Origin of the sequence: Metabacillus rhizosphaerae, from assembly GCF_037201795.1 — a bacterium.
Taxonomy (GTDB): domain Bacteria; phylum Bacillota; class Bacilli; order Bacillales; family Bacillaceae; genus Metabacillus; species Metabacillus rhizosphaerae.
On record NZ_CP147403.1, the window covers coordinates 1305001 to 1325681 of the forward strand.

Annotated in this window: 13 protein-coding genes, 18 tRNA genes and 2 rRNA genes (1 of these 33 running past the window's edge); 31 read left to right on the forward strand and 2 right to left on the reverse strand. The window is 39.1% G+C overall.

The window, feature by feature from the left end; translation table 11 throughout:
* The 21 genes from WCV66_RS06185 to WCV66_RS06285 all read left to right on the forward strand — a co-directional run.
* Positions 1-1812, forward strand: a 23S ribosomal RNA gene (locus tag WCV66_RS06185); it begins 1120 nt to the left of the window's first position.
* A gap of 203 nt (positions 1813-2015) precedes the next feature.
* Positions 2016-2131, forward strand: a 5S ribosomal RNA gene (gene rrf, locus WCV66_RS06190).
* A 45-nt stretch (positions 2132-2176) separates the two neighbouring features.
* A tRNA-Glu gene (locus tag WCV66_RS06195) sits at positions 2177-2251 on the forward strand.
* A gap of 3 nt (positions 2252-2254) precedes the next feature.
* Positions 2255-2330, forward strand: a tRNA-Val gene (locus WCV66_RS06200).
* 14 nt (positions 2331-2344) lie between these two features.
* Positions 2345-2420, forward strand: a tRNA-Thr gene (locus WCV66_RS06205).
* 165 nt (positions 2421-2585) lie between these two features.
* Positions 2586-2658, forward strand: a tRNA-Lys gene (locus WCV66_RS06210).
* 15 nt (positions 2659-2673) lie between these two features.
* A tRNA-Leu gene (locus WCV66_RS06215) sits at positions 2674-2756 on the forward strand.
* Between the two features lie 18 nt (positions 2757-2774).
* Positions 2775-2863, forward strand: a tRNA-Leu gene (locus WCV66_RS06220).
* 135 nt (positions 2864-2998) lie between these two features.
* Positions 2999-3075 (forward strand) — tRNA-Arg (locus WCV66_RS06225).
* A 6-nt stretch (positions 3076-3081) separates the two neighbouring features.
* A tRNA-Pro gene (locus tag WCV66_RS06230) sits at positions 3082-3158 on the forward strand.
* 35 nt (positions 3159-3193) lie between these two features.
* Positions 3194-3286 (forward strand) — tRNA-Ser (locus WCV66_RS06235).
* Positions 3287-3320: 34 nt separating this feature from the next.
* A tRNA-Met gene (locus WCV66_RS06240) sits at positions 3321-3397 on the forward strand.
* 74 nt (positions 3398-3471) lie between these two features.
* Positions 3472-3548, forward strand: a tRNA-Asp gene (locus tag WCV66_RS06245).
* A gap of 162 nt (positions 3549-3710) precedes the next feature.
* Positions 3711-3786 (forward strand) — tRNA-Phe (locus WCV66_RS06250).
* Positions 3787-3820: 34 nt separating this feature from the next.
* Positions 3821-3904, forward strand: a tRNA-Tyr gene (locus tag WCV66_RS06255).
* Between the two features lie 8 nt (positions 3905-3912).
* Positions 3913-3986 (forward strand) — tRNA-Trp (locus WCV66_RS06260).
* Positions 3987-4001: 15 nt separating this feature from the next.
* Positions 4002-4077: transfer RNA gene (locus WCV66_RS06265), tRNA-His, on the forward strand.
* A 7-nt stretch (positions 4078-4084) separates the two neighbouring features.
* Positions 4085-4158 (forward strand) — tRNA-Gly (locus WCV66_RS06270).
* An 11-nt stretch (positions 4159-4169) separates the two neighbouring features.
* Positions 4170-4243, forward strand: a tRNA-Ile gene (locus WCV66_RS06275).
* 19 nt (positions 4244-4262) lie between these two features.
* Positions 4263-4336 (forward strand) — tRNA-Arg (locus tag WCV66_RS06280).
* 493 nt (positions 4337-4829) lie between these two features.
* Positions 4830-4973, forward strand: coding sequence for a hypothetical protein (locus tag WCV66_RS06285; RefSeq protein WP_338788305.1), 144 nt, complete (start codon positions 4830-4832; stop codon positions 4971-4973).
* Positions 4974-5173: 200 nt separating this feature from the next.
* Here the strand turns inward: WCV66_RS06285 and WCV66_RS06290 are convergent, their stop codons facing one another.
* The gene (locus WCV66_RS06290; RefSeq protein ID WP_338788306.1) at positions 5174-6550 is read right to left on the reverse strand and encodes a PLP-dependent aminotransferase family protein; all 1377 of its coding nucleotides are present in this window, start codon (positions 6548-6550) and stop codon (positions 5174-5176) included.
* Positions 6551-6710: 160 nt separating this feature from the next.
* Between WCV66_RS06290 and WCV66_RS06295 the strand changes: the two genes are divergently transcribed.
* The 6 genes from WCV66_RS06295 (at position 6711) to WCV66_RS06320 (ending at position 15509) form a co-directional block, all read left to right on the forward strand.
* Complete coding sequence (locus WCV66_RS06295; protein WP_338789407.1) at positions 6711-7613, forward strand: DMT family transporter; 903 nt, start codon at positions 6711-6713, stop codon at positions 7611-7613.
* Between the two features lie 560 nt (positions 7614-8173).
* Positions 8174-9625 (forward strand): lincomycin efflux MFS transporter Lmr(B), encoded by a 1452-nt coding sequence (gene lmr(B), locus WCV66_RS06300; RefSeq protein WP_338788307.1) that lies wholly within the window; start codon positions 8174-8176, stop codon positions 9623-9625.
* 550 nt (positions 9626-10175) lie between these two features.
* Positions 10176-11606, forward strand: coding sequence for a PTS mannitol transporter subunit IICB (locus tag WCV66_RS06305; RefSeq protein ID WP_338788308.1), 1431 nt, complete (start codon positions 10176-10178; stop codon positions 11604-11606).
* Between the two features lie 224 nt (positions 11607-11830).
* On the forward strand, positions 11831-13936 hold the full coding sequence (locus WCV66_RS06310) for a BglG family transcription antiterminator (RefSeq protein ID WP_338788309.1): 2106 nt from the start codon (positions 11831-11833) through the stop codon (positions 13934-13936).
* 3 nt (positions 13937-13939) lie between these two features.
* Positions 13940-14371, forward strand: coding sequence for a PTS sugar transporter subunit IIA (locus tag WCV66_RS06315; protein ID WP_338788310.1), 432 nt, complete (start codon positions 13940-13942; stop codon positions 14369-14371).
* Between the two features lies 1 nt (position 14372).
* Positions 14373-15509 carry a mannitol-1-phosphate 5-dehydrogenase gene (locus tag WCV66_RS06320; protein ID WP_338788312.1) on the forward strand — a complete coding sequence of 379 codons (1137 nt, stop codon included), beginning with the start codon at positions 14373-14375 and terminating at the stop codon, positions 15507-15509.
* A gap of 211 nt (positions 15510-15720) precedes the next feature.
* On the opposite strand, the gene WCV66_RS06325 is transcribed toward WCV66_RS06320, so the two are convergent.
* The gene (locus WCV66_RS06325) at positions 15721-16401 is read right to left on the reverse strand and encodes a GntR family transcriptional regulator (protein WP_066335634.1); all 681 of its coding nucleotides are present in this window, start codon (positions 16399-16401) and stop codon (positions 15721-15723) included.
* A gap of 489 nt (positions 16402-16890) precedes the next feature.
* Between WCV66_RS06325 and allD the strand changes: the two genes are divergently transcribed.
* From allD to WCV66_RS06345, 4 genes are all read left to right on the forward strand, one after another.
* Positions 16891-17904: an ureidoglycolate dehydrogenase gene (gene allD / locus WCV66_RS06330; protein WP_066335608.1), complete on the forward strand. Its 1014-nt coding sequence runs from the start codon at positions 16891-16893 to the stop codon at positions 17902-17904.
* 19 nt (positions 17905-17923) lie between these two features.
* On the forward strand, positions 17924-18874 hold the full coding sequence (locus WCV66_RS06335) for a sugar kinase (protein WP_338788314.1): 951 nt from the start codon (positions 17924-17926) through the stop codon (positions 18872-18874).
* A gap of 20 nt (positions 18875-18894) precedes the next feature.
* Entirely contained in the window at positions 18895-19533 is a 639-nt protein-coding gene (locus WCV66_RS06340) for a bifunctional 4-hydroxy-2-oxoglutarate aldolase/2-dehydro-3-deoxy-phosphogluconate aldolase (RefSeq protein ID WP_338788315.1), read from the forward strand.
* 67 nt (positions 19534-19600) lie between these two features.
* Positions 19601-20620: a TRAP transporter substrate-binding protein gene (locus WCV66_RS06345; RefSeq protein ID WP_338788316.1), complete on the forward strand. Its 1020-nt coding sequence runs from the start codon at positions 19601-19603 to the stop codon at positions 20618-20620.
* Positions 20621-20681 lie beyond the last annotated feature (61 nt).

The window sequence follows — 20681 nt, forward strand, 5'->3', positions numbered from 1 at the left end:
CCACCATTTAAAGAGTGCGTAATAGCTCACTGGTCGAGTGACTCTGCGCCGAAAATGTACCGGGGCTAAACGTATCACCGAAGCTGTGGACTGTTCTTTTAGAACAGTGGTAGGAGAGCGTTCTAAGGGCTGTGAAGCTAGACCGTAAGGACTAGTGGAGCGCTTAGAAGTGAGAATGCCGGTATGAGTAGCGAAAGAGGGGTGAGAATCCCCTCCACCGAATGCCTAAGGTTTCCTGAGGAAGGCTCGTCCGCTCAGGGTAAGTCGGGACCTAAGCCGAGGCCGAAAGGCGTAGGCGATGGACAACAGGTTGAAATTCCTGTACCACCTCCTCACCATTTGAGCAATGGGGGGACGCAGAAGGATAGGGTAAGCGCGCTGTTGGATATGCGCGTCCAAGCAGTTAGGCTGACAACGAGGCAAATCCCGTTGTCGTATAAGGCTGAGCTGTGATGGCGAGGGAACTATAGTACCGAAGTTCCTGATTCCACACTGCCAAGAAAAGCCTCTAGCGAGGTGAGAGGTGCCCGTACCGCAAACCGACACAGGTAGGCGAGGAGAGAATCCTAAGGTGAGCGAGAGAACTCTCGTTAAGGAACTCGGCAAAATGACCCCGTAACTTCGGGAGAAGGGGTGCTTTTTAGGGTGAATAGCCCGGAAAAGCCGCAGTGAATAGGCCCAGGCGACTGTTTAGCAAAAACACAGGTCTCTGCGAAGCCGCAAGGCGAAGTATAGGGGCTGACGCCTGCCCGGTGCTGGAAGGTTAAGGGGAGAGGTTAGCGTAAGCGAAGCTTTGAACCGAAGCCCCAGTAAACGGCGGCCGTAACTATAACGGTCCTAAGGTAGCGAAATTCCTTGTCGGGTAAGTTCCGACCCGCACGAAAGGCGTAACGATCTGGGCACTGTCTCAACGAGAGACTCGGTGAAATTATAGTACCTGTGAAGATGCAGGTTACCCGCGACAGGACGGAAAGACCCCGTGGAGCTTTACTGTAGCCTGATATTGAATTTTGGTACAGCTTGTACAGGATAGGTAGGAGCCTGAGAAGCCGGAGCGCTAGCTTCGGTGGAGGCGTCGGTGGGATACTACCCTGGCTGTATTGAAATTCTAACCCACAGCCCTTATCGGGCTGGGAGACAGTGTCAGGTGGGCAGTTTGACTGGGGCGGTCGCCTCCTAAAATGTAACGGAGGCGCCCAAAGGTTCCCTCAGAATGGTTGGAAATCATTCGTAGAGTGTAAAGGCACAAGGGAGCTTGACTGCGAGACCTACAAGTCGAGCAGGGACGAAAGTCGGGCTTAGTGATCCGGTGGTTCCGCATGGAAGGGCCATCGCTCAACGGATAAAAGCTACCCCGGGGATAACAGGCTTATCTCCCCCAAGAGTCCACATCGACGGGGAGGTTTGGCACCTCGATGTCGGCTCATCGCATCCTGGGGCTGTAGTCGGTCCCAAGGGTTGGGCTGTTCGCCCATTAAAGCGGTACGCGAGCTGGGTTCAGAACGTCGTGAGACAGTTCGGTCCCTATCCGTCGTGGGCGTAGGAAATTTGAGAGGAGCTGTCCTTAGTACGAGAGGACCGGGATGGACGCACCGCTGGTGTACCAGTTGTCTTGCCAAAGGCATAGCTGGGTAGCTATGTGCGGAAGGGATAAGTGCTGAAAGCATCTAAGCATGAAGCCCCCCTCAAGATGAGATTTCCCATAGCGTAAGCTAGTAAGATCCCTGAAAGATGATCAGGTTGATAGGTCTGAGGTGGAAGCGCGGTGACGTGTGGAGCTGACAGATACTAATCGATCGAGGACTTAACCTAAATAGAAAAGCGGAAGAAGCTTAGCTTTTATCCATAGGGAATTGGAGCGACCTTAGAAGAAGTCGTTCTTTGACTTCGTACGAGATAGCGAAATTACCGTAGGATTTGGCTTCTGTAGCTGGACAAAGTAAAAGCGTAAACTCAGTGAATTGAATTGTAAATCGTTATCTAGTTTTGAAGGAACAACCTTTCAATTAAATTTGTCTGGTAATGATGGCGAAGAGGCCACACCCGTTCCCATGCCGAACACGGAAGTTAAGCTCTTCAGCGCCGATGGTAGTTGGGGGTTTCCCCCTGTGAGAGTAGGACGTTGCCAGGCAATAGCCCCTTATTCGGGGCTATTATTTTGTTTGTTTTTGTAATTGGCCCGTTGGTCAAGCGGTTAAGACACCGCCCTTTCACGGCGGTAACACGGGTTCGAATCCCGTACGGGTCACCATTTGGAGGATTAGCTCAGCTGGGAGAGCATCTGCCTTACAAGCAGAGGGTCGGCGGTTCGATCCCGTCATCCTCCACCATCTAAATCTATTGTGCCGGTGTAGCTCAACTGGTAGAGCAACTGACTTGTAATCAGTAGGTTGGGGGTTCAAGTCCTCTTGCCGGCACCACTTTATTATTTATATATGAGCCATTAGCTCAGTTGGTAGAGCACGATCGAATAAGCATCAAAGCGATACTTCAGCGCACATATTGAACTACTACTTGATTAGACTTTCTGGAATATGGGCGTCATTACAAGTGCAAAACAACATAATACTACTCATTTTTATAATGAGCCATTAGCTCAGTTGGTAGAGCATCTGACTTTTAATCAGAGGGTCGAAGGTTCGAGTCCTTCATGGCTCATCATATACACATCTTGCGGGTGTGGCGGAATTGGCAGACGCGCTAGACTTAGGATCTAGTGTCCTTGTGACGTGGGGGTTCAAGTCCCTTCACCCGCATCTCTACATTAGCAAAGTGCCGGGGTGGCGGAACTGGCAGACGCACAGGACTTAAAATCCTGCGGTAGGTGACTACCGTACCGGTTCGATTCCGGTCCTCGGCACCACTTAGAAAAGCGGAGAAAGCCCGCTTAAACCGATAGGATGTTGGAGCTTCTGAGAAGGAGTCGTTGTTTGACTCCGCAGGAAGAAGTGAAACAGCCGTACGGTTTGGCTTTCGTAGCTAGACAAATATATTTAATGCGCCCGTAGCTCAATTGGATAGAGCGTTTGACTACGGATCAAAAGGTTAGGGGTTCGACTCCTCTCGGGCGCGCCATATAACCGGGAAGTAGCTCAGCTTGGTAGAGCACTTGGTTTGGGACCAAGGGGTCGCAGGTTCGAATCCTGTCTTCCCGACCAGTCAAAGTTTTTGGTTATATAAGGTCCATATATTTGGAGGAATACCCAAGTCCGGCTGAAGGGATCGGTCTTGAAAACCGACAGGGGTGTCAAAACCCGCGGGGGTTCGAATCCCCCTTCCTCCTCCATACTTTTTTTAATTAAAATTTATATTTCTATTATCGCGGGGTGGAGCAGTCTGGTAGCTCGTCGGGCTCATAACCCGAAGGTCGCAGGTTCAAATCCTGTCCCCGCAACCAAATTCAGTTGACGAAACTCAGTTACTCTTACTTCTTAGCAAGGAAACATAGGAGTGTTTTAGTGCAACCAAAATGGTCCGGTAGTTCAGTTGGTTAGAATGCCTGCCTGTCACGCAGGAGGTCGCGGGTTCGAGTCCCGTCCGGACCGCCATTTTTATTTTTAAAACTCCCTTGTCTCAAGGAGAAGGGTTTCAATAAGCGAGAAGGTCGAGGAAGCGACTGAGCGAACACCGGAGCGTATGTAAATACGTGAGGATGTGAGCGATGGAGCTGACGAAGAGATTCGAAGCTTAGTGGAAGCCGTAAACTAAATGGCTCGGTAGCTCAGTTGGTAGAGCAATGGACTGAAAATCCATGTGTCGGCGGTTCGATTCCGTCCCGAGCCACCATTTAACATAAATTATCTAAATATTGAAAATACGCGGAGGGGTAGCGAAGTGGCTAAACGCGGCGGACTGTAAATCCGCTCCTTAGGGTTCGGCAGTTCGAATCTGCCCCCCTCCACCATTTAAAATAGGGGCATAGTTTAACGGTAGAATAGAGGTCTCCAAAACCTTTGATGTGGGTTCGATTCCTACTGCCCCTGCCAGTTTAAAATATAGTGGCGATTGTGGCGAAGTGGTTAACGCACCTGATTGTGGTTCAGGCATTCGTGGGTTCGATTCCCATCAGTCGCCCCATTTACTTGCGGGTGTAGTTTAGTGGTAAAACCTCAGCCTTCCAAGCTGATGATGAGGGTTCGATTCCCTTCACCCGCTCCAATTTTTAAAATGGGCCTATAGCTCAGCTGGTTAGAGCGCACGCCTGATAAGCGTGAGGTCGATGGTTCGAGTCCATTTAGGCCCATCATTTAATATTTTATTTTGTGCCTTTAGCACAGCTGGATAGAGCAACAGCCTTCTAAGCCGTCGGTCAGAGGTTCGAAACCTCTAAGGCACGTTTAAACTAATCTAACTTGGATTAGTTTTTTTGCATTGAATTCTCTTTACAAAGCTGTAGATCACAAATAAGAATAAACCTTTATAAGGAGAGACGTTTATTTCTTTAATTCTTCACTTTTAAATATTCTAACAATGTCTTTTCGCAGAAGTCCTTATGTGTCTCCTCCGACATCGGTCTTTAGCTATCGCTTCCAGCACGATCTCCAAAGTCATCCACTCAATTCGAAGTATTCTTACAGTCATTTTCAGCATCAGCCATAAATTTCCCAATTTTTCTCTTAAAACTTGCAAAATTTTTTTCTGAAGAAATAGAAGGAATATCAGATCGAAGAGGGTGCAAATGAATAAATTTAATAAAATAACAGCCATCGCATCGAAGTTCTTGCTTTGTTTTTCGTAGAAAATTTATAAAGATTTTTTATTTTATATGTATAAGATATTAATAGTTTGGGAATCATGTAGATAAGAATAAAGAAGGGAGACATGTATTGATGGAGAAAAAACATATTTTATCTGATTTTGTTAAGGGGGACCGATTTGAATTAAATTCTTATTTAACTTATTTATTTGATAAATTTAATGCTGATGTTAAGGATCATTCAAAAGATAATCTGGTAAAACAATGGATTAACTGAACTGAAGGGAAAAAATTATGAGTGTAGAAATCGTATAAGCGACCTTTTTATTCTGATTAGAATAGAAATGGTCGCTTTGTTGTTTTTATTATACTTAGGAAATCTGCTGCAATTAAGATAGGTGATGAAGTGAAACTTACATTAGTTGAAAGATGTTACATTGGAACAGATGATGCTACCCTCAATTAAACTCACCCATACTACAAGAGTAAAAAGTTATTTGGAGTAATATGATTTTTTCTACTGTTAATTAAAGAAATACAATGAGCCAATCGCTCTACCCCTAGTTTAATTTGACTCTCGTTCACTTGTGAGATGCTTAATCGAAGGAGATTTTCCTTTTTATATTCTGGCAAAAACATTCTAGAGGCATCATCAACAAATATACGCTGCTCGTTTAGCATATGAACTACCTGTTTTGCTGTCACATTTTCGGGCAAACTGATGGATAGATAGAACCCTGAAGTCGGTTTTGAAAAATGAGTATCAGCCGGTAGCAATAATTCACAGGCTTCTTGAAGGATTTGCATTTTAGTATGGTATACCTCTTTTATTTTTTTGAGATGGCTATTAAACATTCCACTTTTTAAATAGATTTCTAGAGCACCTTGTGAAAGTGCTGAACTATTAAAATCCGAACTAAATTTATATCGTAAAAAATTGTTAATCATTAATGTAGGAAGAACGATTGTAGCAATCCTTAACCCTGGGAGGAATATTTTCGAAAAGCTTTTAATATAAATCACTCTCCCTGAAGGATCGAAAGAAAATAAAGGATCGGATTTTGCATTTGGGTCAAGGTCTCCTAAAAAATCATCTTCCACTATATATACATCGTATTTTTCAGCTAACTCAACGATTTTTTTCTTTTCGCTATTCGAGTAACAATGTCCAAGTGGATTGTGAAATCTCGGGATTATATAGAAAAACTTTATATCGTTATTTCGAAAAATGTATTCCAGACGATCGAGATCAATGCCTTCCATCGATAACTCAATTCCAAAAGTATTAGCTTTTTGTATATTGATGGACTCAATGAATCCGAAATAAGTAGGCTGTTCAATTAGAATATTGTTTTTTCCATTTGGAAACGGCATTGAAACTAATAAATTAAGTGCTTGCTGCGAACCAGAAACAACAACTACTCTATCGGGTTGAGTGAACACCTGTAGATTCTGCAAATATTTCACTAACTGGACTCGTAATGAGTAAAGCCCTTGTTGATCAGAGTATGTAAAAAGCTCTTCTTTATATTGTTCAATTGCTTGATTCATACAATGTTGAAATTCAACATAAGGCATAACGTTTTTATCTGGACCAGCAGACAAGAAATCAATCACGTCATTTTCATTGGTCGCATGTTGAAATTCATTCAAAACAAAGTAGCCACTTTTAGGAACAGAATAAATTAAATGCTCTTTTTCTAGTTCTTCGTATGCTTTAATGACAGTATTTTTGCTACATGAAAAATGCTCAGATAGCTGACGAACAGAAGGAAGTTTACTCCCTGCAATAAGCGACCTATCTGCTAGCTGAAGCTTAATTTCTTCCATTATCTCAATATATTTTGAGCTCATACATTTATCCTCCTTCAACTGTACTGGTACAGATGGGTAAAAAAATGGTTTATTTTTATTGTGTGTACCTATTAATATGTTAATTATATCAGAACTGTTTTTTAAGAAAAGCAGAAAATGGTACAGATATAATACGAAGTAAAAAGGTAGGTAGGATATGATGCAGAGTGAAACCAGAGAGAAATTTGGGTTATTGTTAGGATTAGTAGGTGTTATTTGTTTTAGCTTAACGCTCCCTTCTACAAGTATTGCAGTAGAGTATTTTGGGACCACGGTCGTCGGTTTAGGAAGAACAGTTGTTGCCGCAATTTTAGTTGCTGGTGTATTCATTGTTCGTAAAGAAAAGCTCCCTTCTCTTCACCAATTCAAAAGTCTACTTATTGTTGCTTTTGGTGCAGTTTTAGGATTTCCTCTCCTCACTTCTAGTGCAATGGAATCCTTGCCTGTTTCTCATGGAGCGGTGGAATTAGCTCTGTTACCATTAGCTACAGCTGGATTTGCAATGTTTAGAGCTGGTGAAGTCCCTTCTCTAAAATTCTGGATTTCTAGTATAATCGGCTCTTTAGCAGTTATTGTGTATGCACTTCATCTAGGGTTAGGAAAATTACAATTTGCCGATTTAGCTTTATTAGCAGCAGTGATTATCCTTGGACTTAGTTACGCAGAAGGTGGGAAATTAGCGAAAGAATTAGGGAGTTGGCAAGTAATTGCTTGGGCGATTATGATCGGTGCCCCATTTTTCATTATTCCAGTTGGACTAAACCTTACAACTGAAATGCTCAATGCTCCAATACAAGCTTGGGTCAGTTTTATTTATCTCGCAGTTGTTAGTCAATTTCTAGCATATGTTGCTTGGTATAGCGGAATGGCTATGGGCGGAATAGCAAGAGTTAGTCAGATTCAATACTTACAACCATTTTTGATGATACTATTTGCAACAGTTTTCCTCGATGAATCCATCACATTTTTCACTTTTGTAATAGCAGTGATTGTTGTCTTTTCTGTTATATTAGGCAAAAATGCTACCGTTTCAAAAAAAGGATCACTAACAGAGAAAAACTAACTAGATGTTCAATTGAGATAGCTAAATTTATAAAGATGAAAACAATGAATGGCATCGCATATAGCTTATGGAAGGAGGTTAAAATGCTCGTTAATATAGATTTATTTTATTTTAATAAAATAGAAGGTAAAGTGTTACCGAAACCTGCAACTATTATTGATAGCATTTTTCTTGAAAATGAATGGTTTTTCTGCTATATTTTTGTTTAGAAAGTATAAAGGTTTTAATCTATAAACCTTATTTACTAATTTAAAAAAGTTGAATCAAAAGTGATCTAACAAAACAGTCTAGAATGAAGAATAGTATCTTATCTCCCAAATTTATTAGGGAGTCTATAAAACGTATAATTACAGATATTTACTCAATAACTAAATAACATGCATTTCCTCCAAAAAGAGAAGTGATTTTTCACTTCTCTTTTTGTGCTTTAAAATGCTTCTTAATTGACAGCAAAAGAAAGAGTAAACTATAATTTACCGGTTGAATAAAAAAACAATATTTTACAAGATAGACTGTTTTTGTAAAGATCAAAAATAACTAGTTTGAGAGGAGAATTTATTTTGAATGCAACTGCAAGTGTATCAGCTCCACAAAGTGCTGATAAAGAGTATAAGGTAGTTCCGATTTTGGTTGCTTTTCTTATTAGTGGTTTTATTGGGTTATTCAGTGAAACAGCGTTGAATATAGCATTGAGTGAATTAATCCAGGTTTTTAATACGAATGCTGCAACTGTTCAATGGTTAACGACTGGATATTTATTAACATTAGGTATTTTAGTTCCGATTTCAGGGCTTTTGCTGCAATGGTTTACAACGAGACAGCTGTTTATTACGTCGTTATGTTTATCAATTATTGGAACGTTGATTGCCGCTTTGGCACCAAGTTTTGAAATTTTAATGGTTGCCCGTGTGTTTCAAGCGATGGGAACTGCATTGCTTTTACCTTTAATGTTTAACACGATTTTACTGATTTTCCCTCCAGAAAAACGTGGAGGAGCAATGGGAATGATCGGTTTGGTTATTATGTTTGCACCAGCTGTGGGACCGACTTTTTCTGGATTGGTTCTTGAAAACCTTTCATGGCATTGGATTTTTTGGTTGTCACTTCCGTTTTTAGTGATTGGTTTGTTAGCGGGCGTTTTTTATATGGAAAATGTTTCAGAAGTAACCAAACCAAAAATTGATGTTCTCTCTGTTGTCTTATCAACATTAGGCTTCGGAGGAGTGGTGTTTGGCTTTAGTAGTGCTGGTGAAGGACCAGAAGGCTGGAGCAGTCCTAAAGTGATTATTTTCATCCTTGTAGGAATTGTCTCTCTTGTTCTTTTTTGTTTACGTCAATTAAAAATGGAGCAGCCGATGATTAACTTAAGAGCCTTTCGCTATCCGATGTTTACAATAGGCGTAGTGCTCGTGTTTATTTGTATGATGGTGATCCTTTCCTCAATGTTACTACTGCCACTCTATTTACAAGGTGGAATGGTGTTATCTGCGTTTGTCGCAGGGCTTATACTTTTACCGGGTGGGGTTATAAATGGGCTTTTATCACCAGTTATGGGTAGGTTGTTTGATAAATACGGACCGAAGTGGCTTGTCATTCCAGGTTTAGTAATTGTAGCCGCAGTGCTCTGGTTTTTATCAGGAGTTACAACTGCATCAACGATTACATTAATTGTTACATTGCACATCTTTTTAATGATCTGTATTGCGATGGTGATGATGCCTGCACAAACAAATGGTCTTAATGAATTGCCAAAGCAGTATTATCCAGATGGAACAGCGATAATGAATACCCTGCAACAGGTAGCGGGTGCAATAGGTACCGCTGTTGCTGTAAGTATCATGTCTGCTGGTCAACAAGATTATTTAGGTACGGTAGAAGATCCTGCTGATCCAATCAACATCCCAGCTTCCTTAACAGCAGGAATTCAGGATGGCTTTATATTTGCGTTAATTGCTGCAGGGATTGCATTGATAATTGCATTTTTTATTAAACGCGTGCGAGTTGAGCATTAATAGATGTTTTTCTCAGAGTTAGAGCTTTTATTGAGCTTTAACTCTTTTTTTTTAGGCTGTTTTCTAAGAGATTGTTGCTTTATAAAACAAAAACTAATTCTGGTTGATTGGAGCGAAAGTGCGAGACTCCTGCGGGAGTAGCGGGACAGGTGAGACCCCGCAGGCGTTTACGCCGAGGAGGCTCACCGCCCGCCCCGCGGAAAGCGAGCAACTGGAGAGGAAATCAACCACACCGCATAACTTGGTGAATAGCAACAAAGTTTTCGAAAATACTCTTTTTTTTATGGTGAAATTGAGTATTTGCAAAATTATGAACTGAATTTGCAATATTAATAGTAAAAGTTGCAAAATTATCACCATCTCATGTGTAATTCATAAGAAAATAGAGTTCGTTTCCCTGTGTACAAAGTAAAAAAGCGCATAAAATACCTACTTCTTTCCAAAATTAATCTTGTCAACATCCTATTCGACAAAATCGTATTTAGTTTAAATTGTTTAAAGACTGTAATCGCTTTATTATTAAGTCAAGATATAAAAAGGGGTGACTTACATGGAAACAAACCAAAATAAAGGTGACTTCCGCGTTAAGATTCAACGTTTCGGAAGTTATTTAAGCGGCATGATTATGCCAAATATAGGAGCATTTATCGCATGGGGAATTATTACTGCATTATTCATTCCTACAGGATGGACGCCAAATGAACAACTTGCAACATTAGTAGGTCCAATGATTACGTATCTGTTGCCACTCTTAATTGGGTATACAGGTGGTAAGATGATTTATGATGTCCGTGGTGGTGTAGTCGGTGCTACCGCAACAATGGGGGTAATCGTTGGCGCGGAAATCCCAATGTTCTTGGGTGCAATGATTATGGGTCCACTTGGTGGATATTTAATCAAAAAACTTGATGGCTTATTAAAGGATAAAGTTAGATCAGGTTTTGAAATGCTAGTGAATAACTTTTCAGCTGGTATTTTAGGTGCTTTGTTAACATTAGCAGCACTATTGGGGATCGGCCCTGTTGTTGAAGGAATAAATAAAGTACTAGCCGGTGCGGTTCAAGCAATTTTTGATGCAGGTTTATTACCACTTGCAAGTATTTTCATAGAACCAGCAAAGGTTCTATTCCTAAACAATGCCATTAATCACGGTATTCTAAGTCCGATTGGTATTGAGCAAGCGTCAAAAGCTGGCAAATCAATTCTTTTCTTACTAGAATCAAACCCTGGTCCTGGTTTGGGGATTTTATTAGCTTACATGTTCTTTGGAAGAGGCTCTGCAAAACAAACAGCTCCTGGAGCAGTTATTATCCACTTCTTAGGTGGTATTCATGAGATCTACTTCCCGTATATTCTTATGAAACCAATGTTAATCCTTGCAGCGATTGCTGGTGGAATTAGTGGGGTCTTCACGTTCTCAATCTTTAATGCAGGCTTAGTTGCAAGTCCTTCACCAGGAAGTATTATTGCTTTACTTGCTATGACACCAAGAGGTAACTATACTGGTGTACTACTAGGTGTAATTGTGGCTACAGCTGTATCATTTGCAGTTGCTTCATTAATCTTAAAAGCTAGCAAGCAAAAAGAAGAAGATTTAACAGATGCAACAGCAAAAATGGAAGCATTAAAAGGTAAAAAGAGCTCAGTAAGTGAAAAATTAACAACAGCAGAACCTGTAAAAACTGCTGAAGAATTTGATTTTAACAATGTTCATAAAATTATTTTCGCATGTGATGCGGGGATGGGTTCTAGTGCGATGGGTGCTTCTATCCTACGCAATAAAGTCCAAAAGGCAGACATAAAAGATGTAGAGGTGACAAATACTTCTATTAATAACATCCCAAATGATGCTGATATCGTGATCACACATAAGGACTTAACTGATCGAGCAAAAGCGAAACTGCCTAATGCACATCATGTTTCAGTTGATAACTTCCTTAACAGTCCAAGATATGAAGAGATCATAAATGAATTAAAATAACGAATTGAAGAAGGGGGATGCTGCTACTTTGTGTAGATGCGTCCTCCTTTTTAGTGTGAGGTTTGTTATTCGACAAAATTCGGGTGGTGACAGGCACCACAAACAATTAAAAAATGTCAGCAACCCATCTGAAAAAATCAACTTTACATTCCTTTGAAACAACCAATCATTCACATTTATAATTAAACTATGTCAATAACTCACTTTGAAACGAGTTGATAGTAATGATTGTTTCGGCGAGAGAACGTCTCATTTTGCAGTTTTTAATGGATGAGGCGAACCAGGAAGTGACAATTAAAGAACTCGCTGAGCAAATCGATGTCAGCGAAAGAACGGTCCATCGTGATTTGAAAAATATCGAGTCGATTCTAAAAGAGTTTCAATTAGAACTAATCAAGCGAGCCGGTATTGGAATTAAGATCGTTGGAAATAAAGCAAATTTGCATGAATTAAGATTAGCAATTCAAAAGCAGGATTATAAGGAATATACCCCAGATGAGAGATTGATGGTTGCACTTTGCACCCTGTTAGATCATCAGGAGCCAATTAAGTTGCTAACACTAGCAAATGAATTAGGTGTAACAACAGCAACAATTAGTCATGATCTCGACAAAATGGAACCATTTGTTCAAGAATATGGCCTAACACTCATAAGAAGAAGAGGGTACGGGATTGAACTTATTGGTTCTGAGGCAGCGAAAAGAAGGGCAATAAGTAGTCTCATCTCTGACCAATTTGATGTACCTGATTTTTTAAAAATGGTAAAAGGCAGTATTGAAAAAAAATCGACGAATAAAATTGATTCCATATCAGAACGATTACTCGGTCTCGTTCAAAAGGAAAAGCTTATTATCATTGAGAATTTAATTAATCAAATTAATTCACAGTTACCTTATCCTTTGGCTGATAGCTCTTACGTTGGATTAGTTGTCCATCTAGCGTTAGCTATTGAACGAATTCAGCGTGGTGAAAACATCACAATAAAACATGAATACCTTTCACAGCTCAAAAGCTCCAAGGAATTTCATTTTGCACAAGAAATCGCCCAAAGGCTTGAAGAAACCTTTCAATTAGCAATTCCAGAAGATGAAATAGGCTATATTACTATGCATTTAAGGGGAGCAAAACTCCGCTTCGAAGGAAAAATCGATATTCAGGATGAAAATGTTGAAATTGCTTATCTTGTGCAACGTTTAATCGAACAGGTTGAACACATTGCTGGAAAAAATCTAAAGCAAGACTCATCGTTATTTCAAGGGTTATTAGCACATCTACAACCTGCGATTTATCGCATAAAGCAAGGGATGAAAATTACAAATCCACTCCTTGTAGAAATCAAAAGAGATTATCGTGAGCTTTTTGATATCGTCACACAAGCAGTAGAAAATGCTTTTCCATTTGATGATGTACCTGATGAAGAAATCGGCTATCTCGTTCTCCACTTTGGAGCTGCGATCAATGAGCGGATAATGAAGGCGAAATTAAAGGTATTAATTATTTGTTCAAGTGGTATTGGTACATCAAAGATGCTAGCAACGCAAATAAAAAACCAAATCCCTGACCTTGCAGAACTCAAAAACATTTCTGCATTTGAGTTAAAGGATATGGATTTGAATGAATATGATATTATCCTTTCTACGATTCCGATTGAGGAAATTTCAGTCGACTATTTGCTTGTTAGTCCGATACTAACACCTGATCAATTAGACATGATAAAGGACTTTATTCATCAAAAGGGAGTTACAATCACAAATAATCAAGTGAATGATAACAAGTATGAAAAAGCAGACATGTATGTAAGCTATGAGGCTTACAAATCTTTTACAGGTCAATCTCAATTGCTTCTCGATTTATTAGAGGTAATGGAGGCATTTCAGATAGATCAAACGTTAAAGATAGAAGGTATCTTAAACAAAGTAAGTGAAATGCTAGTAGGTAAAGGGCTTGTTCATAACGGGAAAGAGCTTGTGATGGCCTTACTGCATCGTGAGCGTATTGGCGGATTAGCGATACCTGGAACAAAGCTTGCATTGTTTCATACTAGAAGTGATGCTGTTGCTCGAGCTAGCTTTCATACAATTGATTTGAACTCACCAATGACATTAAAAGCGATGGACAACGAGATAATCAATGTGAACAGAATCCTTTTATTATTAGCTCCAGAACAAGCAGATCCTAACGAATTAGAGATTATGAGCTTTATAAGTGCAAGCATTATCGAATCAAAAGAGAGTATTCATAACTTTGAAACAGCTGCTAAAAGTAGCTTAATTCAATATATAAGCCAAAAATATTTTACAAACTTTGTCCAAAATTTAAGGAGTGAATAAAACATGAGTATTTTAAATGAAGCAAACATTGTATTAAATAAAAACCTTGAAAACAAAACAGAAGCAATTAAAGCAACTGGTCAAATCTTAGTTGATAATGGGTATGTAAAGCAAGAATATATTGAGCAAATGCTAAAAAGAGAAGAGTTATCTTCAACATACATGGGGAACTTCATAGCAATCCCACACGGAACGGAAGAAGCGAAGGAGGCTGTCATAGAATCAGGACTTTCTGTTATCCAAGCTCCAGAAGGTGTTGATTTTGGCGGCGGAAATATTGTTAAAATTTTAATCGGTATTGCAGGTAAGGGCGACGAGCATTTAGATATTCTATCAAAAATTGCGATTGTCTGCTCAGAGGAAGAAAATGTTGAGAAATTAGTCCAAGCAAAGTCGAAAGAGGAAATTCTTCAGCTTCTAAGCGAGGTGAACTAATTTGAAGGCGACTCATTTTGGCGCTGGAAATATCGGAAGAGGCTTTATTGGTCTTTTATTACATCAATCTGGCTATGAAGTGGAATTTGTCGATGTAAATGAAACAGTAATCGATGAAATAAACAAAGAAAAGGCCTATCGTGTCATCCTTGCTAATGAACAAAAACAAGCATTTCAAGTTAAAGGTGTATCAGGAATAAACAGTGGGCAAGCTCCAGAAGCTGTGATTCAAGCAATTTCAACAGCCGATCTAGTAACAACAGCTGTAGGCCCGCATATTTTAAAATTTGTTGCACCTCTTATCGCTGAAGGACTCAAAAAGCGCATGCAAGCTAATAGTCAGCCTGTTAATATTATTGCTTGTGAAAACATGGTTGGCGGAAGCAGCGAGCTTAAAAAACATGTTCTCGAAAAATTAACCGCAGATGAAGCAGCATGGGTGCAGGAGCATGTATGCTTCCCGAATTCAGCTGTAGATCGAATTGTCCCAAATCAGCATAATGAAAAACTTTTAGACGTTTTAGTTGAACCCTTCCACGAATGGGTTATAGACTCTACTGAATTAAAAGGGACAAAACCTGGTATTAAGGAAGCTCTTTTTGTTGAAAATCTGCAAGCTTATATTGAGCGGAAGTTATTTACCGTGAATACAGGCCATGCTGCAACTGCTTATCTTGGGAATTTGGCCGGTCACACAACGATTGCCGAAACAATTAGTGATGAAAAGATTAAGCAGGCAGTGTTGGGTACCCTTGAAGAAACGGGTAAAGTGCTTATCGCAAAATATGGCTTTCAGGCAGACGAACACCAGAAATATATCGAAAAAATTATCGGTAGATTCGCAAATCCAAATATCATCGATGATGTACAACGAGTAGGAAGAGCACCACTTCGTAAATTGGGTGCAAAGGATCGCTTAGTTGCCCCTGCGCTTGAATACATGAACGAATTTGATCAAGTACCAGAACACTTAGTAAATGTCATTGTTGCTGCGCTAAAATTTGTTTCTGAGGAAGATCAGGAATCCTTAACACTTAAGGAGAAGGTTCAAGAAAAAGGTGTTGGACCTGCTTTTAGTGAAATTACAGGACTTGCGCTGGATCATCAGTTAGTTGAGAAAGTAGTAGCATTATATTAAAAAGAATCAGGTCCCCTTTAGGTATTTAATAAGCAAAGGGGATCTTTTTTAATTTGTAGAAGGAAAAAGGAGTCGATCATTGGATTGATTGGCAATTATCGAAACGATCAATTTTATCCTACCGCTCTAATAAGATAGGTATATTCAAATTTATCATGAAATTGTTTCCCTGTTTAGAAGATATGTCCCTTTAAAAAAGTAAAGGGTGATATTAATTGGATTCATCAATTGGTCCATACAATTGTTCATTCCAATGTAACTTAGTGTCCTCTTTTAAGGTATGGTTGTGTTGTTGCAATGCATCAATTAAGGAGGAGAGATCACGATTTTTTAAAGCTTCAAGCATATTATGATGATCTTTATGTCTTTTTAAGCTGTGTTCAAAAACCTCACTGTAACCAACTCGTGCCAATGAAATAAGTGGATTAATTGAATAATAAATGTTTTGAACCTTTTGATTCATAGTCCATTGCACTAATAATTGATGAAACTCCATATCAAGTTTACTGTATGCTTCATACGAAAAGGGTTGTACGACCAATAATGCATCCATTTTTTTAATTATTTGGTTCCAATTACCTATCTGTTCATCTGATACAAGCTTAACTGCCTGTGCTGCGGCCCATGTTTCAACCATAAATCGAGCATCTAATGCTTCCATACAATCTTTGAAACGTAATTGGGTTATGTAAGTTCCTTTCCGTGGTAATATTTCAATTAAACCTTCGTGTACTAATTGATTAACTGCTTCTTTTACGGGTGATCGGCTAACGCCATATTTATTTGCTAATTCATTTATATCTAATTTATCTCCGGGGGCAAAAATCCCACTAATTATTTCTTTTCGAAGTACTTTATATATTTGTGTAGCAAGAGCTGAAGTTTCAATCATTTCGGCCAAAGTAACCCTCCTAATAGTTATAATTAACATGTTACATGTAACATCTTTTAATAAATTATAGGATAATTTGATAAATATAGTCAATTTCTTATGCAAGTTAATAACATAGATGACAATAATAATAAACTTTTATTTAAATTTTTTATAAAAGAATTGACGAATAAACTAGAAAGCTATAATATTAGTTCATAACATGTAAAGTGTGAAATGTTACATATCACATTTCGAAATATTAAAATATATTTCTGATTGCATGAGCTGCTTACAATATTAAATTCAGAATTCAATTATTAATGTAGACTCTCTTACTCTACATAGTTTCAATCAGCAATTCATCCGCTGATGATTGAAACTATGTATATTAAAAACTAAAAAGTAAGCGTTTTAAATGGTGTGAGCCACATCCAATATGGTCCAATTTTCTTGTATTTCGCAACACAGTTAAAAAAACATTGACTAAATTAAAAAGAGGGAATTTATATGACAACTACAAATGTTAATCACGAAAAATTAAAAGAGTTAGTAATCAATAAGCTAGTTAAAGGTGGATTAGTAGAGGAGCACGCTAAAATCGTTGCCGATGTACTTGTTCATGCTGATTTGAGAGGTGTAAGTTCACACGGTGTATTGCGAACAGAGCACTATGTAAAACGTCTATTAGAAGGAGGTTTGAATCCAAATCCTGAATTCTCAATTAAAGGTACTGGTCCTTCTTCTGCTATTTTTGATGGTGATGATGGGATTGGGCATGTTATCGCTAAAGAAGCAATGGATCACGCGATCGAGCTTGCTAGGAAGAATGGTATTGGTACAGTTGCTGTTATAAACAGTAGTCATTGTGGTGCATTATCTTATTTTGTTAACCAAGCGGCAGAGCAAGGATTTGTTGGAATGGCAGTTACACATACTGATAAAGTGGTAGTCCCTTTTGGTGGTGCAGAACCCTATTTTGGTACAAATCCAATTGCATACGGTTTCCCAGCTAAAAAAAATAAGCCAGTCATTTTAGATATGGCAACTAGTAATGTAGCTTTTGGTAAAGTGCTTCATGCGAGAGAAGCGGGAACATCTATACCAAGTGATTGGGGTGTTGATGAAAGCGGTTCACCAACTGCTGATCCTCATGAGGTAAATGCTTTATTACCTTTCGCTGGTCCTAAAGGATATGGTCTAGCAATGGTAGTTGATATATTATCAGGCCTTTTAACGGGATCAGCTTTTGGCCCTCATATTACTACAATGTATGGGGATTACGATAAAAAACGTAAACTAGGGCATTTCATGTTTGTAATTAACCCAGCTGTATTTACAGAAAGCGAAGCCTTCTTAGAAAATATGGATAGAATGATAGATGAAATTCATCATACAACGCCTGCTCAAGGGTTCACTAAAGTGATGGTGCCAGGAGAACCAGAGCAGCAACGAGAAGAGGAAAGGCTTATTAATGGTGTCCCTGTTACTCAAACTGTATACGACTACTTAAGTCAAAATTAAGAAATGGTGTGTGATGGTAATGGATGTTGTAACAATAGGAGAAACAATGGTGCTCTTTACACCTAACACAACTGGATTTATGAGATATGCTAATCAGTTTTCCATGAAGTTTGGTGGAGCTGAATCAAATGTTGCTATTGGTTTGGCGAGATTAGGACATCAGGTAGGCTGGATTAGCAAAGTAGGGAATGATGAGTTTGGAAAAGCGCTGGTTTCCTTTATTAAAGGTGAAGGCGTTGATGTAAGCAGAGTGAAAGTAGATCAAACACTACCTACAGGGATCTATTTCAAGGAACTTCGTCGAGCAAATGATGTAAGAGTCTACTATTATCGAAGAGGCTCTGCAGCAAGTGCATTATCAAAAGTAGATTTAGATGGTGAATATATTGCGAAGGCAAAGTACCTCCATGTTACAGGCATTACTCCAGCCTTAAGTGACTCTTGTGAAGACACAATTTTGAAAGCGATTGAAATTGCAAAAATGAATGGAGTGCAAGTTGTTTTTGATCCAAATCTAAGGAGGAAACTCTGGAGTGAAGAAAAAGCAAGAAGTGTTCTTTTAAATATAGCTTCTAAAGCAGATATCGTTCTACCAGGTATTTCCGAAGGTGAGTTTATGTTTGGAGAAAGTGATCCTAAAAAAATAGCGGAGTGCTATTTGAATAACGGTGCTTCGACTGTTGTAGTTAAACTTGGCGCAAAAGGAGCCTCGTATTATACAAATAAAGACTATGAATTTGTACCAGGATATCCAGTAGACCAGGTAGTAGATCCGGTTGGTGCCGGAGATGGTTTTGCGGCTGGGTTCCTTTCAGGACTTCTAAAAGGATTATGCCTTCAAGATGCAGTAAAACAGGCTAATGCTGTAGGAGCCTTTGTCACAACAGTGAATGGAGATGTTGAAGGTCTTCCAGAGGCTGAAGAAATTGAAGGACTTTTCAATAACATAAATCAAGATGTTGATCGATAATTGGACAAGGTGGTATGGTGATGAACTTACTAGACAAGATTAAAGAAAACGGCATTGTAGCCGTAATCCGCGGTGCTGAACCTGAAAATATTGTCCCAATCGCTAGAGCTTTGAAAGCTGGTGGTGTAAAGACTCTTGAAATCACCGTAGAAACTCCAAGAGTCCTAGAATTGATTCAAAGGGTTTCAAGCGATATGGGTGATGAGGTGATAGTTGGAGCAGGAACGGTGCTTGACCCTGAAACAGCACGTTCAGCGATTATGGCAGGTGCCAAATTTATCTTTTCTCCAACTGTGAATATTGAAACAATAAAAATTACAAAACGCTATGGAGTTATTAGTATACCTGGTGCTTTAACACCAACGGAAATAGTAACTGCCTATGAAAATGGTGCTGATATAATAAAGGTGTTTCCTGCAAATGTATTTGGTCCAAGCTATTTAAAGGACATTCATGGACCAATACCGCAAATCCCATTAATGCCAACAGGTGGGCTTGATGTGCATAATGTAGGAGAATATATTAAAGCCGGAGCAGTGGCGGCTGGAATCGGAAGCTCACTTGTAAATACAAAGAAATCAATGAATGATCAGTATTTCATTGACCTAGAACAAAAGGCAACACTATTTGTCGAAGCGGTTCGCAATGCAAGAGATTGATTAATATTCTAAGCAGGAGAGTAATATGCTATCCTGCCTCTACTTTCAAGATAAGGGAGGGCTTTTAATGAAAATGAAAGCGTTTTTAGCTGGTATTATTGCAACAGCATGCCTCTTCATGACAACTGGCTGTACCTTGCTGGAAACAGCAGGGAAAGCTAATTCAGACGGAGTTACTACTATTAAAATTGCACACTATTTCTCAGAAACACATCCGCAAAATATTGCACTTAAAGAAAAGTTTAAACCTATTATTGAAGAAAAAACAAATGGAAAATACAAAGTGGAAATCTATCCAGCAAATGAGCTTGGAGATGAAGCACAATTCACTAGCGGTGCACGCATTGGATCAATTCAAATGGCAATCACAGGGATGGGTTTACAAACAGCAAATCCGAAAATCGGGGCTGTCGAATGGCCATATTTGTTTGATAATTATGACCAAGCAAAACGTATTTTGAACGGTAAAGTAGGAGAGGAAATCTCTGTATCCTTCCGAGAACTCGGGGTGGAACCAATCGCATGGACAGCAAATGGATTCCGTGTTGTATCATCCAATCGGGCTATTGAATCAAAAGAAGAGTTTAAAGGATTACGTCTAAGGATGCCTAACATTCCTATCTTTATTAATACGGGTAATGCTATGGGGGTAAATGTACAACCACTTGCGTTGTCTGAAGTATTTACTGCACTTGAACAAGGTGTTATCGATGGACAAGAGAACCCTTATGTAACTTTAAAGGAATCAGCATTGTATGAAGTACAGAGTCATGTCGTAGAAACAAATCATATGTTCAGTCCAAATGTTTATCTTATGAATAAAACATTCTTTGATAATTTAGATGAAGAAACGAAGGATATCGTTTTAGAAGCAGCCCAGGAATCAGCCAATTATGAGTGGGAGCTGCTACAAGAGTCAGAGGAAAAAGTAAAGCAAGACTTAAAAGAGGAAGGTCTTGAAATCATTGTTCCAGATGAACAGTTTATCGCTAATTTGAGGGAATCTATGGAACCTGTTTATGAAGAGCTTTATAAGAAATACGATTGGGCAGAAGAATTCATTCAATTAATTGAAAGTCAAAAATAGAAAAAATCTTCAGTCAATCTTGTTCATTTAAGTAGACTTTGAATGATTTTTGAGAGGTGAA